The 20,044-nt window shown below is 40.6% G+C and carries 19 protein-coding genes; 12 read left to right on the forward strand and 7 right to left on the reverse strand.

From position 1 onward, the window contains the following. The first annotated feature begins 9 nt into the window (after positions 1 to 9). On the forward strand, positions 10 to 1,611 hold the full coding sequence (locus ACLLO5_RS15555) for a SpoIID/LytB domain-containing protein (protein ID WP_413171411.1): 1,602 nt from the start codon (positions 10 to 12) through the stop codon (positions 1,609 to 1,611). A gap of 249 nt (positions 1,612 to 1,860) precedes the next feature. On the opposite strand, the gene ACLLO5_RS15560 is transcribed toward ACLLO5_RS15555, so the two are convergent. Then, positions 1,861 to 2,160, reverse strand: coding sequence for a ferredoxin (locus ACLLO5_RS15560; RefSeq protein ID WP_413171412.1), 300 nt, complete (start codon positions 2,158 to 2,160; stop codon positions 1,861 to 1,863). Positions 2,161 to 2,346: 186 nt separating this feature from the next. Continuing rightward, positions 2,347 to 2,667 carry a hypothetical protein gene (locus ACLLO5_RS15565; RefSeq protein ID WP_413171413.1) on the reverse strand — a complete coding sequence of 107 codons (321 nt, stop codon included), beginning with the start codon at positions 2,665 to 2,667 and terminating at the stop codon, positions 2,347 to 2,349. A gap of 33 nt (positions 2,668 to 2,700) precedes the next feature. On the opposite strand from ACLLO5_RS15565, the gene ACLLO5_RS15570 reads away from it, so the two are divergent. Genes ACLLO5_RS15570 through ACLLO5_RS15590 form a run of 5 tightly spaced genes read left to right on the forward strand, consistent with a single transcriptional unit; the run spans position 2,701 to position 8,322 of the window. Then, complete coding sequence (locus ACLLO5_RS15570; RefSeq protein WP_413171414.1) at positions 2,701 to 3,708, forward strand: Gfo/Idh/MocA family protein; 1,008 nt, start codon at positions 2,701 to 2,703, stop codon at positions 3,706 to 3,708. Next, positions 3,709 to 4,482: a type I methionyl aminopeptidase gene (map, locus tag ACLLO5_RS15575; RefSeq protein ID WP_413171415.1), complete on the forward strand. Its 774-nt coding sequence runs from the start codon at positions 3,709 to 3,711 to the stop codon at positions 4,480 to 4,482. Positions 4,483 to 4,484: 2 nt separating this feature from the next. Continuing rightward, the gene (locus ACLLO5_RS15580; protein WP_413171416.1) at positions 4,485 to 5,204 is read left to right on the forward strand and encodes a 2Fe-2S iron-sulfur cluster-binding protein; all 720 of its coding nucleotides are present in this window, start codon (positions 4,485 to 4,487) and stop codon (positions 5,202 to 5,204) included. Further along, entirely contained in the window at positions 5,201 to 6,196 is a 996-nt protein-coding gene (locus tag ACLLO5_RS15585) for an FAD binding domain-containing protein (RefSeq protein ID WP_413171417.1), read from the forward strand. The genes ACLLO5_RS15580 and ACLLO5_RS15585 overlap by 4 nt, the downstream gene beginning before the upstream one ends. Further along, positions 6,193 to 8,322 carry a xanthine dehydrogenase family protein molybdopterin-binding subunit gene (locus ACLLO5_RS15590; RefSeq protein ID WP_413171418.1) on the forward strand — a complete coding sequence of 710 codons (2,130 nt, stop codon included), beginning with the start codon at positions 6,193 to 6,195 and terminating at the stop codon, positions 8,320 to 8,322. The genes ACLLO5_RS15585 and ACLLO5_RS15590 overlap by 4 nt, the downstream gene beginning before the upstream one ends. Before the next feature lie 213 nt (positions 8,323 to 8,535). Here the strand turns inward: ACLLO5_RS15590 and ACLLO5_RS15595 are convergent, their stop codons facing one another. Together ACLLO5_RS15595 and ACLLO5_RS15600 are read right to left on the reverse strand one after the other, a co-directional pair. Continuing rightward, positions 8,536 to 9,762 carry an FAD-dependent oxidoreductase gene (locus ACLLO5_RS15595; protein WP_413171419.1) on the reverse strand — a complete coding sequence of 409 codons (1,227 nt, stop codon included), beginning with the start codon at positions 9,760 to 9,762 and terminating at the stop codon, positions 8,536 to 8,538. 2 nt (positions 9,763 to 9,764) lie between these two features. Then, complete coding sequence (locus tag ACLLO5_RS15600) at positions 9,765 to 10,382, reverse strand: glutathione S-transferase family protein (RefSeq protein ID WP_413171420.1); 618 nt, start codon at positions 10,380 to 10,382, stop codon at positions 9,765 to 9,767. Between the two features lie 64 nt (positions 10,383 to 10,446). Here ACLLO5_RS15600 and ACLLO5_RS15605 point away from each other — a divergent pair, with 64 nt between their 5' ends. Together ACLLO5_RS15605 and ACLLO5_RS15610 are read left to right on the forward strand one after the other, a co-directional pair. After that, positions 10,447 to 11,658 carry an XdhC family protein gene (locus tag ACLLO5_RS15605; RefSeq protein WP_413171421.1) on the forward strand — a complete coding sequence of 404 codons (1,212 nt, stop codon included), beginning with the start codon at positions 10,447 to 10,449 and terminating at the stop codon, positions 11,656 to 11,658. 71 nt (positions 11,659 to 11,729) lie between these two features. Next, positions 11,730 to 12,326 carry a nucleotidyltransferase family protein gene (locus ACLLO5_RS15610; RefSeq protein WP_413171422.1) on the forward strand — a complete coding sequence of 199 codons (597 nt, stop codon included), beginning with the start codon at positions 11,730 to 11,732 and terminating at the stop codon, positions 12,324 to 12,326. A gap of 127 nt (positions 12,327 to 12,453) precedes the next feature. Here the strand turns inward: ACLLO5_RS15610 and ACLLO5_RS15615 are convergent, their stop codons facing one another. Further along, the gene (locus tag ACLLO5_RS15615) at positions 12,454 to 13,401 is read right to left on the reverse strand and encodes a zinc-binding dehydrogenase (RefSeq protein ID WP_413171423.1); all 948 of its coding nucleotides are present in this window, start codon (positions 13,399 to 13,401) and stop codon (positions 12,454 to 12,456) included. A 308-nt stretch (positions 13,402 to 13,709) separates the two neighbouring features. Here ACLLO5_RS15615 and ACLLO5_RS15620 point away from each other — a divergent pair, with 308 nt between their 5' ends. The 4 genes from ACLLO5_RS15620 to ACLLO5_RS15635 all read left to right on the forward strand — a co-directional run bounded on the left by ACLLO5_RS15620 (position 13,710) and on the right by ACLLO5_RS15635 (position 17,382). Then, on the forward strand, positions 13,710 to 15,002 hold the full coding sequence (locus tag ACLLO5_RS15620) for an AAA family ATPase (protein WP_413171424.1): 1,293 nt from the start codon (positions 13,710 to 13,712) through the stop codon (positions 15,000 to 15,002). Continuing rightward, entirely contained in the window at positions 14,999 to 15,742 is a 744-nt protein-coding gene (locus tag ACLLO5_RS15625) for a retron system putative HNH endonuclease (RefSeq protein WP_413171425.1), read from the forward strand. The genes ACLLO5_RS15620 and ACLLO5_RS15625 overlap by 4 nt, the downstream gene beginning before the upstream one ends. Positions 15,743 to 15,841: 99 nt before the next feature. After that, complete coding sequence (locus ACLLO5_RS15630; protein ID WP_413171426.1) at positions 15,842 to 16,891, forward strand: low specificity L-threonine aldolase; 1,050 nt, start codon at positions 15,842 to 15,844, stop codon at positions 16,889 to 16,891. 98 nt (positions 16,892 to 16,989) lie between these two features. Further along, a complete protein-coding gene (locus ACLLO5_RS15635; RefSeq protein ID WP_413171427.1) occupies positions 16,990 to 17,382 on the forward strand; it encodes a carboxymuconolactone decarboxylase family protein in 393 nt (130 codons plus the stop codon). 27 nt (positions 17,383 to 17,409) lie between these two features. Here ACLLO5_RS15635 and ACLLO5_RS15640 read toward each other — a convergent pair whose 3' ends face one another. Further along, positions 17,410 to 18,756, reverse strand: coding sequence for a pentapeptide repeat-containing protein (locus ACLLO5_RS15640; RefSeq protein WP_413171428.1), 1,347 nt, complete (start codon positions 18,754 to 18,756; stop codon positions 17,410 to 17,412). Positions 18,757 to 19,044: 288 nt separating this feature from the next. Beyond that, entirely contained in the window at positions 19,045 to 20,010 is a 966-nt protein-coding gene (locus ACLLO5_RS15645) for a protochlorophyllide reductase (protein WP_413171429.1), read from the reverse strand. Positions 20,011 to 20,044: the final 34 nt, after the last annotated feature.

Raw genomic sequence — 20,044 nt, forward strand, 5'->3', positions numbered from 1 at the left:
CGAGTTTTCATGAACACTTTTTTTTGGCGTTCTGCCTACAAAATACTGACAACATTTTGCTTATTGGGACTGACGGCTGCATCAAGTCCTGTGAATAATAACCAAGATGTGGAACTCAAAATTGGCATTATCCAGCGATTTGGAGCGAAACCCATAGCCAAGCTACAATTGACACCAACTAAAGGCGATCGCTTGCAGTTAAAATGGACAGTAGGTAATCAGCCACAAACTCTGGTGACAGCCAACCCCGTGCAGCTAGAAACAGTGATGGAAACCTTACCTCAACCAAAAATACAAGAGGTAGTGGTTTTGGGAGATTTCCGCACCTTTGAAACAGCAGAAGATAGTGCCAGAAACTGGCGTTCCCAGGGAATAGAAGTGGAAATAGCTCAACCCGAACGCTGGCAAGTATGGGCGAAACGAGATGTTTATAGCACGCCTTTAGTCAGGCGATTGTTGTTACAAAGCATACAAGCATCAGGACAAAAACTTCCCTATCTAGATACCCAAATACTCAAACAAGTACCGCGAGTGAGTTGGGAAATCAAAGGTAAGCAATATAGCCAAAACTATTTAGAAATAACCACAGACAAAAACTTAATTCGGGTGAATCAAGGCGAAAACACAGGTAATGCCCGTCTTTTTGCAGGGCGGATAAATTTACAGCCCAATGCCTACGGTACTTACTCCTTAGTCAACAAAGTACCTTTAGAAACTTATTTGCGGGGAGTGTTGCCTTATGAAATTGGCACGAGTGCGCCGAAAGCGTCATTGGAAGCGCAGGCTGTGATTGCCCGTACTTATGCGCTCAGGAATTTACGTAGATTTGCTATTGATGATTACCAGTTATGTGCGGATACACACTGTCAAGTTTATGATGGACTAAATGGAGTAGCGAAGACAACAGATCAAGCGATCGCAGCTACCAGAGGAATGGTACTAACTTATAATAATGAATTAGTAGACGCACTCTATTCTTCCACTACAGGTGGAGTCACCGCCTCCTTTAGCGATGTTTGGAATGGTGAAGATCGTCCTTATTTGCGGCCAGTAATAGATGCAGCCGTAAATATTTGGAACTTATCGGAAAAAAGTTTAGCAGATGAAAAGAACTTCCGACAGTTTATTAACTTGGAAAAAGGATTTAATGAAAGCACCTGGGATGTTTTTCGTTGGCACAAACAAACCAGTCTAGAAGATATTACCAAGGACTTACAGAAATTTTTGCGCGTGAAAAAAAGTCCCTATGCCAAATTGAAAACCGTTGAGGCCATAGCAATCACCAAACGCAGCGAAAGTGGCAGAATATTGGATCTGGCTGTGAAAACTGATATTGGAGTTTTTACCCTCCACAAAGATGAAGTTCGTAGTGCCTTCGCTGCTCCCCGCAGCACACTGTTTTACCTGCAACCTATCAACAAAGGTCAACCAAATGTGTGGGGATACGCCTTTATTGGTGGTGGACTAGGACATGGCGTAGGCTTGAGTCAAACAGGCGCTCAAAACTTAGCCAAGCTAGGTTGGTCAAGTGCAAAAATTCTCCAATTCTATTATCCCGGTACTCAACTTCAACCACTCAGTAACGAGATTAAATCATTCTTGAACAAGTAGGGTAATTGGTAATTGGTAATTACTAATTTTTCCCCTGTTCCCCGTTCCCTGTTCCCTACCGTAAAAAAAACAATGGGGAGGAAATGGAAAATACCGCTTCGTTCCTCCCCTGGGTTTTTCTCCAGAAATATGGAAAAAGATATTTTGTATTAGACCATTGGAGAACAAGGATAAAGAATAGTTTTCTTTCCTTATTACTACGTGGCGTGTGACTGTCAATGCACGTTTATTAGTACAATGCCGACACTCTTAGTAAAGTTCTTCTTCTTTGTGAGTTTCGATTGTACAGTCAGAAGATGGGTATGCAACGCAGGTCAACACATATCCAGCTTCAATTTGATCATCATCTAAAAATGACTGGTCAGATTGGTCAACTGTACCAGCTGTGATTTTACCTGCACAGGTGGAACAAGCACCAGCACGGCAAGAGTAAGGCAAGTCAAAACCCTTTTCTTCAGCCGCGTCTAGAATATATTCATCGTCTTTAACATCAATTGTTTCGTCGAAGCCTTCAGATGCGTTGATTAATCTGACTTTGTAAGTAGCCATTTACTATTCCTCTCTTGTAACAACGGCAGTATAAGTTATCCTAAAGCAAAGCTGACAGCTAGTCCTATAGGGTTAGCCGGTACTTTGGATTTGCTTCAATTCTGATACTACGGGAAAAGTTAGACGTTGTAACCGAAAATTGACCACGATTAGGAATGAAATTTAGTTACTTCTTAACAATAAGTTTTAGTTATGTAAAATCATCAGCGAGATAGATGTTAAAAAATTTTTATGGGTACTAGGGTAATTAGGTGACAGGTGACAGGTGACAGAAGAAATTACTCTCCCATCTTCCTCATCCTCCCCATCTTCCTCATTTTCCCCATCTTCCTCATTTTCCTCATCTTCCCCATCTTCCTCATCTTCCTCATCCTCCCCATCTTCCCCATCTTCCTCATCTCCCCTACCTCCCCCACCTCCCTCATCTTCCCCATCCTCCTCTTTTTGGTAGAATGCTGATGCACTGTATGTAAATAATTCAGTGGTGGCACAATTAACTATGTCCATCTAAAAACCCAACAAACAGAACTGCTGAACATCATGTATAATTCCAATGCACCTTTGGCAAATACAACTATGCGGGTGGGTTTAGTTGGTACTGGGTATGCGGCAAAACTCCGGGCTGAGGCATTGCGGCAAGATACACGCGCACATTTAGTAGCAATTTCTGGACATACTTCCGAAAAAACAGCAGCTTTGGCTCAAGAATATCAAACTGAGGTGATGGATTCTTGGCAACAGTTGGTGGCAAGAAAAGATTTAGATGTAGTTATCATATCCACGGTTAATCGAGATCATGGTCAAATCACCCGTGCAGCCCTTACTAGTGGCAAGCACGTTATTGTTGAGTATCCCTTATCTGTAGATATTCAAGAGGCTGAAGAATTAATTACTTTAGCCAAAGCCAAAAATAAATTGCTGCACGTCGAACATATTGAACTTTTGGGCGGTTGGCATCAAGCCTTAAAACAACATTTACTCCAACTTGGTCAGTTGTTTTATATCCGCTACAGCACTGTCAAACCGGAACATCCAGCACCAAGGAAATGGACTTATAACCATGAGCTTTTCGGCTTTCCTTTCATTGGCGCTCTTTCTCGTTTACATCGGCTCACAGATTTGTTTGGTGAAGTTTTGACAGTGAATTGCCACCAGCGATATTGGGAAACACAGTCAGATTATTACCAAAGCTGTTTATGCGTGGTGCAATTGTACTTTGCCACTGGGTTGTTAGCTCAAGTTATTTATGGTAAAGGAGAATCCCTTTGGCAGTCAGAACGGAAAATGGAAATTAATGGTGAAAAAGGGGGATTAATTCTGGATGGTGACACAGGAATTTTAGTTCAACCAGAGGAAACAAGGTTGATTGATGTGAGTGGTCGTCGGGGATTATTTGCCAAAGATACGACAATGGTATTAGACCATCTTTTGCATGGTACTTCTTTGTATGTCACTCCAGAGCAAAGTTTGTATGCCCTCAAGGTGGCAGATGCTGCACGCAGGGCTGCGGAAACAGGTTTAACTATTTTTTTAACAGAAGAGTCATAGATGAAAACCGAACCAATAGTTATTTTATCGCAGCGAGAAATAGAAAAAATGCGTCGGGCTGGACGTTTGGCAGCGCAGCTGTTACAACATTTAGAACCTTTGGTAAAACCAGGGGTCAGCACCCTCCAACTTAATGATGAGGCAGAACGGTGGACGCAAGCACACGGCGCGATAAGCGCACCGCTGGGCTATAGAGGCTTTCCTAAGTCAATTTGTACTAGTGTGAATGAGGTGATTTGTCACGGTATTCCTAATGCTAAACAAATCTTGAGGGAAGGTGACATTATTAATATTGATGTCACACCCATTGTAGATCGCTATCATGGCGATACTTCTAAGACATTTATTGTTGGTGCATCTTCTCCCAAGGTGCAGAAATTGGTGGAAGTGACAGAAGAGTGTCTCCGTTTAGGGATTGCGGAGGTGAAACCAGATGCAAAGATTGGGGATATTGGGGCAGCTATTCAAGAGTATGCTGAGGCTCAAGGTTTTTCTGTGGTGCGGGATTTTGTGGGACATGGGATTAGTAATATTTTCCACACTGCACCGGATATTCCCCATTACGGAATTAGAGGTAGGGGTAAGCGTTTGAGACCGGGGATGGTGTTTACGATTGAACCGATGATTAATGAAGGAACCTATGAGGTGGAGATGTTGAGTGATGGTTGGACCGCAGTAACACGCGATCGCAAACTTTCAGCCCAATTTGAGCATACTATTGTTGTCACAGAAGATGGGGTGGAAATCCTGACTTTACCAGAAGGAAGCCAGTAATCATGGAACAACCTAAACATGAACGTGGAAAAACATCCCGACGTGGTTTTTTGGGACAGGCACTAACTACAGCCGGAACAGTCATAGCTGCTCCTTCATTGCTAAATCAAGCCAGTGTAGCAAAAACAACTGATCAAGAAGGCACGGGTGAGATGAATGTGACGCTAATTGTGAATGGAAAGCAAAACCCTGTAACTATTGAGCCGCGTGTAACACTCCTAGATACCCTACGTGAAAAACTGGGATTGGTAGGTAGTAAAAAAGGATGTGATCATGGACAATGTGGAGCGTGTACAGTTCTCATTGATGGTCAACGAGTATATTCTTGCCTTTCCTTAGCAGTGATGCAAGAAGGGAAGAAAATTGTCACCATTGAAGGACTAGCAACAGGGGATAGTCTCCATCCCATGCAGACAGCCTTTATTGACAACGATGGGTTTCAGTGTGGTTACTGCACACCAGGACAAATTTGTGCCTCTGTGGCTCTGTTAGAGGAGGTGAAACGGGGTTGTGTGAGTTCTGTTACCTCAGATTTGAATAGTCCTCCCCAGTTAGCTGATCTCTCCGCAGCAGAAATCAAAGAGCGATTGAGTGGGAATCTCTGTCGATGTAGTGCTTACAACGGCATTGTCGCCGCAGTACAACAAGTAGTTGGACAAAAACCACCTTCTCCCATGGCTAATGTGATGGTCAGTGCATCCAAGGAGATGGAAGTATCATGAATAACTTCACTTATGTTCGCGCTGCTTCGGTGAAAGATGCAGTCAAACGAGCCGTTGCCGATCATCATGCCATGTTTATTGGTGGTGGTACAAATTTAGTCGATCGCCTGAAGGTTTTTCTAGATCAGCCATCTCAACTGATTGACATCTCTCGGTTGCAGATGCAGAGTATTGAAAAGATGACTGATGGTAGTCTGCGTGTGGGGGCGTTGGTGACAAATACGGCTTTAGCTGATCATGCGGAAATTCGTCGTAATTACCCCATATTAACTAGAGCAATTCTCTCTGGTGCATCTCAACAAATTCGCAATGTGGCTACCGTCGGCGGAAATCTTTTACAAAGAACTCGTTGCCCTTACTACTACGATACTGCTTTTCCTTGCAACAAACGCGAACCGGGAAGTGGTTGTCCAGCGGCAACGGGAATTAATCGAATGCACGCTATCCTTGGTGCTAGTGATCAATGTGTAGCCGTTCACCCCTCGGATATGTGTGTAGCTCTTGCGGCTTTGGATGCTGTAGTGGAAGTGACAGGACCCAAAGGTATAAGACAGATACCCTTTATCAATTTCCACCGTCTACCAGAAAATACACCGCAGCGAGATAGTAATTTAGAACCAGGAGAATTAATCACCTCTATTATTTTGCCCCCTGTATCCTTCGCGAAATCAGGAGTTTATTTAAAACTGCGCGATCGCAGTTCCTATTCTTTTGCTTTAATATCTGTAGCGGCAGCTGTGGAAGTTGCCGGTGACAAAATCAAAAATGTCCGCTTGGCAATGGGTGGAGTCGCACACAAACCTTGGCGAGCCACAGAAGCAGAGAAATTTTTAATTGGTAAACCTGCGGATATAGCCACATTTACCCAGGCTGCAAATATCGCCTTACAAGGAGCGAAACCCTTAGCTCACAACGGTTATAAAGTTGAACTCACAAAACGGGCTATTCGTCGCGCCCTCACCGTTTCTGCTCAAGGAGGAGGCATCGCATGACTACAGTAACCGGAACTGGCATTAACCGTAAAGATGGACTAGCAAAGGTGACAGGTGCAGCAACCTACGCAGCCGAACACCAAATTCCTAACTTAGTTCAAGGTTATTTAATCACTGCTAGTATCGCCAATGGGCGGATAAAAAGTATCAACACCCAAGCCGCAGAAAAAGCACTAGGGGTAATTGCAGTATTTACCCATAAAAATGCCCCAAAAATTTCTAAGCCCAGCAATAATTTCATCAATTCCAAAATCTACGAAGCGCGGCTACCCTTAGCAGATGACCAAATTCACTACGCAGGGCAAATAATTGGTTTAGTAGTAGCAGATAGCTTTGAGAGGGCGCGTCATGCCGCCAACTTAGTTAAAGTCGAATATACCACCCAAAAGCCAATTATAGAGGCCAAGCAAGCTACCTTTAAAGATGCTCCACCGGTGTTTGGGGAAGACTTGAAATTTGAAAAGGGAAATTTTGCTACCGGGAATTTTGCTGAAGGTATGGCAAATGCCGCAGCTAAAATTACAGCCACCTACAAAACTGCCACGGAACTGCACGCACCAATGGAACCCCACGCCATTATTGCTCACTGGCAAAATCCTAATTCACTCACTGTTTATGAACCAACCCAATGGGTATCTGGCAGCCAGAATACATACTCAGAACTCTTCGGGTTAGCACCTGAGCAAGTGCGGATTGTTTCACCATTTCTCGGTGGAGGATTTGGTTCTAAAGCTTTTCCCTGGCCTCATGGTATTTTATGTGCGGCTGCGGCTCGTCAACTCCAGCGTCCACTAAAATTGGTTCTTAGTCGAAGACAAATGACCGCAAATGCTGGACACCGTTCTCAAACTGAGCAAACAATTCGTTTAGCGGCAAATGCTGATGGTAGCCTCAAGGGAATTGAACACACAGCCAAATCCTATACTTCTGCTGTTGATGTTTTTACTGAACCTTGTACAGGAATCACAGCTGCCATGTATGCCGCACCAAATTTACGAACCCAGCAGCAGCTGGCAGTGATGAACGTCGGTACACCCACATTTATGCGTGCGCCAGGGGAAAATCCCGGTTTGTGGGCGTTGGAGTCAGCAATGGATGAACTGGCTTGGGAGTTGGGAATAGACCCGGTAGAATTACGGTTAAAAAATGAAACCAAGGAACATCAACGGAAGGGTTTACCTTTTTCTGCTAAACACTTTACGGAATGTTTGCGGGTAGGTGCAGAACAATTTGGGTGGCAAAATAGACCTAAAAAACCTCGTTCCCTGACTCGTGATGGCAAACTGATTGGTTGGGGAATGGCTGCTTCAACTTTCCCCGGTTTAAGAAGTGCCGCATCAGCTAAAGTTAGGCTACTAGCAGATGGAACTGCCCATGTTCTCACCAGTGGTAATGATATGGGTACTGGTGCATATACCATTGTTGCCAGTACAGCAGCAAATGCTTTGGGGCTACCTGTAGAAAAGGTACGGGTAGATTTGGGCGATTCTTTACTACCTAATGGTGGTCTGGCTGGTGGTTCGCAGATGACAGCCAGCCTCATCCCAGCGGTGATGGTGGCTTGTGAAGAAGTGCTGAAAACTGCTCAAGCTAAAAATGCCCAGGAGGCGTTTACTACTCTGCGTCAGTCCCAACGGGCTGCTTTTGAAGCTACAGGTTCTTCTGCTCCTAATCAAGAGGGTAAGAAATGGGCTTTCCAGTCCTGGGGCGCACATTTTTGTGAAGTCAGCGTAGATGAAGAAATTGGACGTTTACGGGTAACTCGGTGGGTGTCGGTGATGGATATTGGCCAAGTGATAAATGCCAAAACCGCAGCTTCTCAAATCCGTGGTGGTGTAATTATGGGTGTTGGACAAGCGTTGATGGAAGAGTGCCTGTTTGACCCCAATATTGGCTATCCGGTGGTTTATGACCTGGCTACCTACCATTACCCAACTCATGCAGATATTCCCCGCATTGAGGTGACTTTTGTGGGTGAACCGGATTTAAACTTTAACCCGGCTGGAGTGCGTGGTGTGGGTGAAATAGGGATTACAGGCGTTTCTGGTGCGATCGCAAATGCTATTTATCATGCTACAGGTAAACGCATTCGGGAGTTACCAATTACACCTGATAAGTTAATTTAGCGGTGTTTTTTACCTCTGTGTGGGAAATCTTCTTTTTTCTCATGCAGAAGTTCAAAGACGCAGTAAAAGTTAAGACTTGACAAGTCTCAAAGGTTATTGTATGCTTATGTTATGAGTGGGAAAGTGTGCGCCCATATATAACAGGTTTTTAATTATTAAGATTATTTTGTCTGATAGCGTAGCGTGGCGTAGCCATATCAGGATGTCCAGGATTTAAGGATTTACAGGATTTAGGGATTGATCTAGTTTGTAATTAAAAACCCAATTTTGAAATTCTTCGCTAGTCATATTTGACTGTTCTTGCATTTGCTTATCAATTTCTGTTCTGTCAGTTGCGTAATAACTCATTTCACCTAAAGCACTACGATTTTGAATTAGTTTTGTCCGGGGTATACGACGCTGTTCATAGTTAGCTAGAGCGTCTTCAATTCTAGATGCTTGAGAAAAACATAACGCTAATTCATAAGCATCTTCAAAAGTGCTATTTGCTCCTTGTCCTATGGAGGGAGACATGGGGTGAGCAGCATCACCTAATAAAGTTACTCTACCACGAGTCCAGGAGTTGAGCGGTAGGCGATCGCAAATTGGATTTTCGGCTATTTGTGCTGCTGGTGTTGCTTCCACAAGCGATCGCAATGATTCTCCCCAATCAGCTATATTAGAAAGAACTAGAGATTTAGCGTCTTCTGCATTTTTTGAAATCATAATATCTGGTGAAAATCGACGATATACCCAGGAAATATAATCTTCACCGACATTGAGAAGAAACATAAAATCTTTATTTCCTTTCACAAAACCGAGTTCACCGGGATTTAATATTTCCTGATTATATTTAATTACAGTACGCCAAGACATACTTTGTAAATAACGGGGTTGACCATTTCCAATTAAAGTATCTCTGACAACGGAGTTAATACCATCACATCCAATGAGCAAATCTGCACTCACCTGTTTACCATTTTCAAAAAATATGTTTACACTATGTTCATCTTGTTTAAAACCAATGCAGCGATGATTGAGATGGATATTTTCAGCAGGTAATTGAGATGCTAAAATTTGTTGTAAACGCCACCACCAAACAGTAGTTAATGGATGTCCATAATTATGATAGCTATTTGCGGGGTTAGCGCGGATGGTTTCACCTTGAATATTTTTCAAAACAGATGTCTTAACTACACAACCTGAATTTTTAATAGTTTCTACTATTCCCGGTGAAATTGCATCCAGGAAATTTAAACCATTGGGAAATAAGCCTAAACCAGCACCAATAGGACGAAAATCCTGAGCTTTTTCGTAGACTTGCACATCATAACCCAGTTTGCGGAGTGCGATCGCCACAGCTAAACCTCCAAGTCCAGCACCGATAATCGCAACTTTTTTGATCAATGGTTTGGATAACTGCTCAAGTTCAGTTCTATTATGTGTTGGTGAGGTATTCATAGTTAATTAAAAGGTATAGGAATAGTTGACTTGACTGAATCACGTTCATGTAATTTATTGAACCAATTTCCTAAATTAGGATATTCTGAAAGCCAATCTTCATTTAAGCGCAAGCTATAGTAACCCATAGAACATAACGCTGCTACATCTGCTGCTGTCCAGTTTTCATCGCCTAATAAATATTGAGACTGGGCTAATTGTTGCTCAAAAATTGATAAAAGACGCTTTATTGAAGATTCTAATTTTAGGCGCTGACGAGTTGGTGCTAAATTATTAGTTATATTTAATATCCATAGGTTTATAATATTATCACCTAAATGATCTGCTAATTCTTCCCATTTACGACATTCAAGACGTTCTGGACGAGTATGTGGATAAAAACTAGATTGTGGATAAGTTTCATCCAAATACTCTGCAATTAATGTAGAATCCCAAATTATCGTACCATCGGCTTCTACAAATACAGGGACTCGACCAATAGGAGAAATTTGCAGAAATTCAGGAGGTTTATTCATCAAATTAATTTCTATTAGCTCGCAGTCTAATTTTTTTTCTGCTAAGAATATGCGGATCTTCCGAGAGAAGTTTGATTGTTGATGATAATACAATATTTTATTCATAAGAGATGAGCAAAAAACAATTATTTTTTTAGTCCTGCTATAAAAGGAGTATCCAGCCAGAAAAATGAAAGAGATAAATTCTATTATTACAGCATTTTTAGACAATCAACACAATAGGGAACCTGTATTTCTCGCAACTGTTGTCAATGTTCAAGGCTCTACCTATCGTCAACCAGGTGCGCGGATGCTCATGACATCATCAGGTAAAATGGTGGGAACGATTAGCGGGGGCTGTTTAGAAAATGATGTTTTTGAACATACCCGCTTAATGACAGATAATCAGCCAATAGTGGTTACTTATGACACAAATGCTGATGAAGATATTATCTGGGGATTTGGTTTAGGTTGTAATGGTGTGATAGATATTTTGATTGAGCGTCTTAATCAAAATGATCCACTTAATCCTTTAGCTTTTATTCATCAGTGTTTTAGCAATCAACAACAAGGTATTATTGCCACTGTTTTTAGTGTTGAAGGTGTGGATAATGTTAAAGTGGGAGAGCGATTAATACTCAATTCAGATAATTCAGATAATTCAGATAATTCAGATAATTCAGATAATAACTTAAATACTAATATTGTTGAATCTGTTATAACTCAAGCTTTAATAAAAGATGCACAAGAATCATTAAGAAATCAACATTCAAGTTTTCATAAATATCAATTTTTATCAGGTGAAGTTAGTGTTTTTATTGAGTTTATTCAGCCTCCTCCAAACCTAATCATTTTTGGTGCAGGTCGTGATGCTGTACCAGTAGCGCAATTTGCTAAAGCTTTAGGTTGGCAAGTTACTATTTTTGATTGTCGAGCTATGGAAGCAACTAAAGAACGTTTTATCATGGCTGATGAAGTGATTCTCACTCGGCGAGAAATTTTACCTCAACAGATATGTGTAGATGAACATACTATGGCTGTAGTCATGACACATAATTATTTTGATGATTTAGAAATTCTCAAACTGTTAATACCATCTAATATTATCTATTTAGGTTGTTTGGGTTCAAAGCAACGTACTCAGAGATTATTCACAGATTTGCAACAAGAAGTTGGAGAATATAAACCAGAACAATTACAAAAGTTATATGCTCCCATTGGGTTAGATATTGGTGCAAATACACCAGAAGCTATAGGATTATCTATAATTGCAGAAATTCAAGCTATACTTACCAATCGTAATGGTGGTTTTTTGAGAAATCGCCATCAATCAATAAACCAAAAAAATCAAATGCAGGAAATTAAAATTGAGCCATCAGATGCTATTCTCATGAACAAATAGCTACTAATTTTATGGTATAAAACCCCAAATTTATCCGTGAAATTAATCTAAAATCTAAAATCTAAAATCGGATGAGTGAATCAAATATTGCCATTATTATTCTAGCCGCAGGTGCATCAACTCGCATGGGTGAACCGAAACAACTCTTACCCTATCAGGGACGCAGCTTACTGAGCCATACCATTGAGAGTGCGATCGCATCGGTTTGTCATCCTGTAGTATTAATATTGGGAGCAAATGCAGAAAATATCCGTTCTGAGATTAGCGAATCTACTATTAAAATAGTTGAAAACCCAGATTGGCATTTGGGAATGAGTTCCTCAATTCGCTGCGGTATTCTCTCAGTTTTAAATAATTCTCAGACCATAGATGCAGTAGTTATTACGGTTTGTGATCAGCCGTTTCTTTCAGCAGAAATCATCAATGATCTAGTTGCTGCATACCATAGTACGAGAAAACCTATCATTGCTTGTCAATATGCAGATACATTAGGAGTACCTGTTTTATTTAACCACATTTTCTTCTCAGAACTAGCTAGTTTGAGTGAAGATGTAGGAGCAAAAAAAATAATTAAAACCCACCATCACGACGTTTTTAGTATTCCCTTTCCTTCAGGTATAATTGACATTGATACGCCTCAAGATTACCAAAAGCTTCAAAAAAATTGAATAATTTTTTCTCGTTCTCATACAGAGTATGGGAATGAATTATATCAGGCTCTATCTGATACTAAAGTAGAGGTAGAACCTCTGTGATAGTATTCCCAGTCGGAGACTGGGAACGAGATCAATCAGGTTAGGAAATGTGTAAAACGGCTTTTCCTGGAAAGCGTCTATCTGTCAGTTGTTGGGATATATTAGCAATTTCTGTCCAAGGAGCTTCGATATCAATCAGAGGACGCAATTGACCAGATTCTACTAGCTCACCTAGTAATTTTAGTCCTACAGATGCTGGTTCCCATTTCAGTTCATGAAATAAAATCAAACCGTATAAACTCGCACCACCAAGTGCATAGAAATTAGCAGCATCAAAGGTTACATCCCTCCCTGCGGTAGTTCCGAACACAACAGCCAAACCATTTTGTCCTAATAACCCAAGGGCTGTTCCCAGAACATTACCACCCACAGAGTCTACAACTAGATGATATTGTCCGTATTCCTTTGCAGGTGAAATATCTTCACCAATGACCACCTCATGGGCTCCTGCTTCTTTAACCATCGTTTCATATTTAGATTGACGCAGGTGTGCCACTACCTTAGCTCCACTTAGCCGTGCTAGTTGGATAGCAAAGTTACCAACGCCACCGGATGCACCTGTGATTAATACTGAACGGTTTAACAATAAACCACCTTTTTTAAGTGCATGATAGGCTGTTAAGCCAGCTACGGGGAGTGTAGCAGCCTGAGCAAAGGATACGGAGGGTGGTATTTCCGCTAGAGCGTGTGTAGGTACAGATAAGATTTCCGCCCAAGCACCGGAGGGGAGCAAACCTACTACCCGCGCCCCTTGAGGTGGTCCTGAACCATCTGCGGCGGGAGTTTCCACTATTCCAGCTAGATCCCAACCAGGCCGCCAACCAGCCTGGGCTGTGGAAGCACGTCTAACTTCTCCGCGATTAAGAGAAATTGCAGTTACTTTGATTAATGCTTCGTTTGCGGCTGGTGTGGGTGCATTCACCTCACCCAAGGCCAAGCGCCCTGGTACATTGGGGTCAACGACGACAGCGCGGATTTTGTTGCTCATTTTTAAGATGTCCTGGTTTGGGTTAAAAACTTGTTTCTATCTGCTTTGTATTACAATGACTCTAGCAGAATCAATTTATAATTATAGGTTGCTTTATCCGGGAGCATCCCAAATGTGTAAGTTCATTTTTTTCTGTATTTTCAACTTGTACAAGCCATGAAATAAACGAACCGCGAAGACGCGAAGAGCGCGAAGGAAGAAGAATAAAGAGATTTTTAGATGATAATTTTGTCTTTATTGGGATGCTCCCCATTTATCCAGAATCAATATAGGCTTGTGATAGAAGATTAAGTAGGTGATATAAACTAATGCACATTCAAAAAGTTATTATTAAAGACTTCCGTTGCTTCGAGCATTTGGAGGTTAATTTAGATCCTGATATAAATATTTTTGTGGGCAATAATGGATCTGGTAAGAGTGCTTTACTGGATGCTATTGCTGCGGCAATGTATCCTTATGTAGCTCAAATTCTGCAACTTTTTGAAACAAGATATGACTATCGACAAAACGTACCTTTTTTTCAAAGAGATTTACCAGTGCTAAAAAAGGATAGTGAACTAAGGAATCAGACAGAGTTTACTACATCAGCTACGGGTTTGCCAGATTGGAACACTGTCTATCAAAAATCACCACCTGATAATGATAATAAAAGGATAGAGCCTTATTTCGCAATACATCAGCCATATTATGATCTACAAAATGAAGCAACATCTGAGCTTTCCATTATAGCTTATTATAGAGGAGATCGCCACTTAACTAATATTGGCGATCTTGAAAGTATTTCTAATAAAAATTTTAATAGATTTGATTCTTTAAAAAATGCTTTTGATGCAACAGCTAACTTCACAGATTTAGCAGGATGGTTTTTTGTGCGCGAGTATGAAGAATTGAGAGAGGGAAAAAGGCGAGGAGATATTAACTTTGAAATACCTGATTTGAAGCAAGTAAGAAATGCTATTTCTACCATTATTGACCCAAATACTCGCGTTTATTTTTCAGGTGCGACATCTGCAAAATTGATGGTTGAGTGGACAATGGAAACAGGAGAAAAAAGAGAACTTTTATTAAGTCAATTAAGTGCAGGTTATCGCAATATGTTAGCGTTGGTGATGGACTTTGCACGGCGTTTAGCACAAGCAAATCCAGAAATGGAAAACCCGTTAGCAGCAGAAGCAATTTTGATGATTGATGAGTTAGATTTGCATTTACATCCAACTTGGCAACAAAAGATTATTCCTGATTTAAAGAAGGTATTTCCCAATACTCAAATTATCGCCACTACTCACAGTCCTGAAGTTGTGACAACTGTGAAACAAAATCAGGTTTGGATATTAGAAGATTATCAAATCAAACCATGTCCTGAACCTACCAAGGGTAGAAAAAGTTCAGATATTGTCAGAAATATTTTAGGTCTGAGTGAGTTAAGACCAGATACGGAAGAATCAAGAACATTAACAAGACTTTTTGAAGCAATTGATAATGGTCAATTAGAGGAAGCAAAACGCCTCAAAAAAGAATTACAAGATTGGGAACAAGTTGATGCGGATATGACTAGAGCAGATATGCAAATCCGTCGTCTGGAACGGAGGAATGCGGTGTGAAGAATGTGCGTAAATCTCCAGAACCAGAGGAACTTCAAAAATATAGGCTGCGATTTAATTCTCAGTTTAAACGATGGAATGATTTGAAAAGTAGTCGAGAAACTTTGAATGCAATTCGTGACACTTTAGCATCTGATCAAAAGGGGCTTTGTGCTTATTGTGAAATGTCTCTTCATGAAAACAATCGTTCTGTAGAACACTTTTTTCCTCGTAACCAATCAACAAAAGAAAATAATCATGATCTAGATTGGCAAAATATGCTTGGTATCTGTCTTCCACCTGGTGGACTGAAAGATGATGATTTGGAAAATTTACAACTGCTGAAAGATTCACCATGTTGTGGTAAAAAAAAGGATGGTGACATCCCTGATAGTAAATTGTTAAACCCGCTCAATTTACCAACATCAAGGTTATTCAAATTCAGTAGTAAAGATGGTGAAATTAGACCTGATGAAATCGCCTGTGAAAATGCTGGTATTCCTATTAAAAATGTTCAATTTACTATTGAACAACTTGGTCTTAATGTTCCACGATTGAAGGATCAAAGATTGGTTGTAATTGATGAAATCAATAAAGAACTTGATGATGAAATGATTGATATAAATGATCTGGAAGAAAAAGTAGCAGCGGAATACTTTGGTGATGGTAAAAGTGATTGGCCTCGTTTTTTTACGACGCTACGTTGGGTTTTAGGTGCAGGTGCAGAAAAACACCTTACCGATATTTCTTATTTAGGTTAATCTGGTGTGTCACAGCAAGAAAAATTTCAACTATTTTGCAATAACCTATTTTTCTAATTTACAATATTTAATATAAATCCTAAAATCACACACAACATAATGGATTCTAATTTAGAACAATTTGCCAGTGATAACTACTCTGGAATTTGCCCAGAAGCACTGGATTACATGATGAAAGCCAACGAAGGTAGCGCACCTGCCTATGGCAATGATGAATGGACTCAAAAAGCAGCAGATGGTTTTCGAGAATTGTTTGAAATTGATTGCGAAGTCTTTTTTGTTTTTAATGGCACAGCGGCAAATTCCTTGTCATTAGCGGCATTATGTCAGTCTTATCACAGTGTAATTTGTCATGAAAATGCACATATTGAAACTAGTGAATGTGGCGCTCCTGAATTTACGTCTAATGGTTCTAAACTAATACTTGCTAAGGGAGAAAATGGTAAATTAACAGCCGCATCTATAGAAGAGGTTTTGTTGAATAAGCGAGCAGATATTCACTATCCTAAACGTAAGGTAATTAGTCTGACTCAAGCCACAGAATTAGCTACTTTATATTCGATTGATGAATTAGCTGCTATTAAATCATTGGCTGAAAAACACGACTTGAAAATCCATGTTGATGGCGCTCGTTTTGCTAATGCTGTGGTGGCTCTAAATAAAAGCCCCGCAGAACTTACTTGGAAAAATGGGGTAGATGTGTTGTGTTTTTGTGGATCAAAAAATGGTATGGCTTTGGGAGAAGCGATTATTTTCTTTGATAAAAAATTAGCAGAAGATTTTGCCTATCGCTGTAAACAGGCGGGACAATTGGCATCAAAAATGCGATTTATTTCTGCTCCTTGGCTGGGTTTATTAGAAACAGGTGCTTGGCTTAAAAATGCCCGTCACGCAAATCAATGTGCTGAATATTTTGAGCAGGAGTTGTTAAAAATAGAAGGTGTCGAAATCATGTTTCCTAGAGAAGCAAATGGTGTTTTTGTGCAGTTACCTGAAAATGTAATTACCAGTTTACGAGCGAAAAATTGGCTATTTTACAGTTTTATGGGTATTGGGGGAGTGCGGTTGATGTGTTCTTGGAATACAACTATCGCTAGAATTGATGAATTTATTCGTGATATTAAAGAAGCTATGGGAAAAACTAATTAAAGAGATAGGTAAATAGATGTAATTAAATGTAAAATACCAATTATAGAGACCTGTTTAATTACAGGCTATAACTTCCTGTTTCCTGGTTTTTACTGATTATGACTAACCTGATTGAATACGAAGATGCTAATGAAGAAGTGCGTGCGGTATATGACGATATCCGCGCTACACGCCAAACTGAATATATCAACAATTTTTGGAAAGCTTTAGCTAATCATCCTCCGACTCTGCGGCGGACTTGGGAAAATCTCAAGGAAATAATGGCAGGCCCTGGAGAAATAGATCCATTAACGCGGGAATTAATTTACATTGCTGTTAGTGTGACAAATGGCTGTGATTATTGCATTGCTTCACATTCAGCAGCGGCACGTAATAAGGGGATGACTGAGCAAATGTTTGGTGAACTAATGGCGATTACTGGGGCTGCAAATATGACAAATAGGTTTGCTAATGGTTATAAAATTCCTGTTGATGAAATATTTAAAAAGTAGTGAATCAGTCAACATTATTAAACCTATTTACCGTCCCAGTTTATTGGGAATACCTTCACAACCACCAGGAATAGTCCCTCTGGCTTCTTCTCCACACCAAGCGCAGCAGTATTGACGGGTTGATTCGGACATCCGTTGTGCGTTGCTGAAATCGGCATTTTCCACAACTGCGCCGGTGTGTTCTCCGGTTTCGTAGTCGGGTGGGTTGGTGCGGCTGCGGGGTGAAGCTTTTTCTAAAGAACCATAAAAGAGACGCACTCCATTTAAATCGCTATTGCTGAGATTCGCATCATATAAGATGGTGCGGGAAAGGTTGGCTTTGACTAAATCAGAACCGCTGAGGTTAGCACGTACTAAATTAGCTTCGCTCAAATCTGTCCAACGTAAATCCGTGTTGGATAGGTCTGCACCTGCTAACATTACACCTAAGTCGATGACACGCACACCTTCTAATCGGTCTTCGGCGTAGCCACCGATACCGTCAAGAATGGCTCTACCTAAACGACGATCGCGTTTTAATGGTGTTAGTAATTTGGAACGGGAGAGAAAACGGAGAATTTTGGCTTTACCACTACCATCTACACTACTAAAAATAGCGGCAGTTCGTCCTTCGGCGATCGCTCTTTCTTGTGGCCAATCTTCTAATAATCCCTCTTCGTCCAGTACCAAGTCAGAAACACCTTGGAAATAAGAATCTATAGTTTGCTGTTGGGTAATAATATTTTGTTGTACTGTCAGCAGGTTTTGTTGAATGGTCAAGTCTTTAGATATTACATACTGTCGCCAAGCCACGTAAACGGCGATAATAGCAATGGAAATTTGCCCTAAAGCCCCAAACCAGTCTGCTAAACTACCGGCAATATCCCAGTTAATCCTGCTTCCCCAACGCATTAGTCCATCTTCAACACCAGTAAACCTAAATAATCCAAAGATTGCGACTAATAAGCCCGTTAAAGCCACCAAAACCGTTCTTTCTTGGGGAGAAAACCATTCTTGGATGACATCTTGCAACCAAGGTAAAAGTATGGCCACAGATAAAACCAAGGTTGTGAGAGTTCCCAAAATGCCCAGGAAAGAGTTATTAATAGCAATACCAATAAAAGTGAGTGCGATCGCTAATAAAGTAAATAATAATGCTCTAGGCTTGACAGCAAGTTGATGACGAGAAATGTCTTTAAAGCCAGATGTCGCTTGTTTAAGGGCATTTGTATGTTGGGGAGACTGTAAAGAAGAAATTGCTGATAAAGCTTGTTGTGCGCCCAAACCTGCTGAAGTTAGTCCATTTTCACTTGCATCAAAATCATCTGGCTGCAAGTCTTCATCTATATTTGTTTCTGACTTTGGTGGATGAGAAGAATTAGATTCAATCGTCATGCGTTCTATTTTTTAATACTTGTATAATTTTAGATTATAGATTTGTAAAGATTTAAAATACAGAATCTAGAATACAACAGGAGTCAGGAGTAAAACTGGCTTTGTGTATAGGTTTGAATTTAGATGTTTTACCTCCTAACGGGAGCAAACCGCTGTAACTTTTTACCTTTGTCACCTGTCACCTGTTATATCAACAAGTCAGGAGTAAGTTGCACGCTGCTGCTAACTATTGACTCCTGACAAATTCTTCGTAAATTTATTTTTTATGGACAAGGAAACAAGAATTTTTTAAGCCAGTCCCACTAATTTGGCACTTAGTTCCCACAAACGCTCGGCTTTATCATCATCACTGGCTTCATTGGAAACTGTCTGTACGAAGGACTTACCATTTTTTTTCTGTCTATTTCCCCAACTCCAATACATCCCAGATTGATTATATGCAGGATCGGCAACTACTTCTGCTACTCTCTTACCAGCTTCCTCTTCTGATACAAACCCCCCAGTGATGTACTTCTGGAAAATGGGGAAGAGTTTTTGGAATAGTGGATAATGGTCACGGAATAAAGCTGTTGTTGCTACACACCCCGGATAAAGAGAACTAAAGGTAATACCTGTTGACTCATGATAGCGTCGATGCAGTTCTCGCATTGTCAACACATTACAAACTTTGCTATCTTTATAAGCTTTCACAGGTTCAAATTTTTTACCATCAATCATGGTGTAGGGCGCTTTAAATCCTGCTTCAAAGCCTTTTAAATCTCCCAAATCTGGACGTGGGGGAATTTTTCCTCCCAACTCATTGGGGTTGTGTGTCACTGTTCCTAAAATCACGAGTCTGGGTTCTGAAGCAGATGATTTTTTCAAATCTTCTAACATCAAGTTACACAACAGGAAATGGCCAAGGTGATTAGTAGCGACGCTTAACTCATATCCATCTGGACTCCACAAAGGTTCTTTTATTAAAGGCATATAGATAGCAGCGTTGCAAACCAAAGCATCTAATGACCTGCCAGTGGCTCGAAAGTCTTTTACAAATTGTCTAACACTGTCTAAAGAGGCTAAGTCAAGATGAATGATTGTGTAGCTGCCCTTTGGTATACCCACAGATTGGGCTGCTTCTTCTGTTTTGGAGAGATTACGACAGGCCATGACTACGTGCCATTGACCAGTTTGGGCTAGAGCTTTTGCAGCTTGCAAACCGACACCTGAAGATGTACCTGTAATCACAACCGTTGACTGCCGATTTTGTTCCATCTCTGTTAAGACTTTATTTGAATGTGGTTTAGCT

It is taken from the genome of Anabaena azotica SJ-1 (assembly GCF_047275885.1).
GTDB classification, from domain to species: Bacteria; Cyanobacteriota; Cyanobacteriia; order Cyanobacteriales; family Nostocaceae; genus Trichormus_B; species Trichormus_B azotica_A.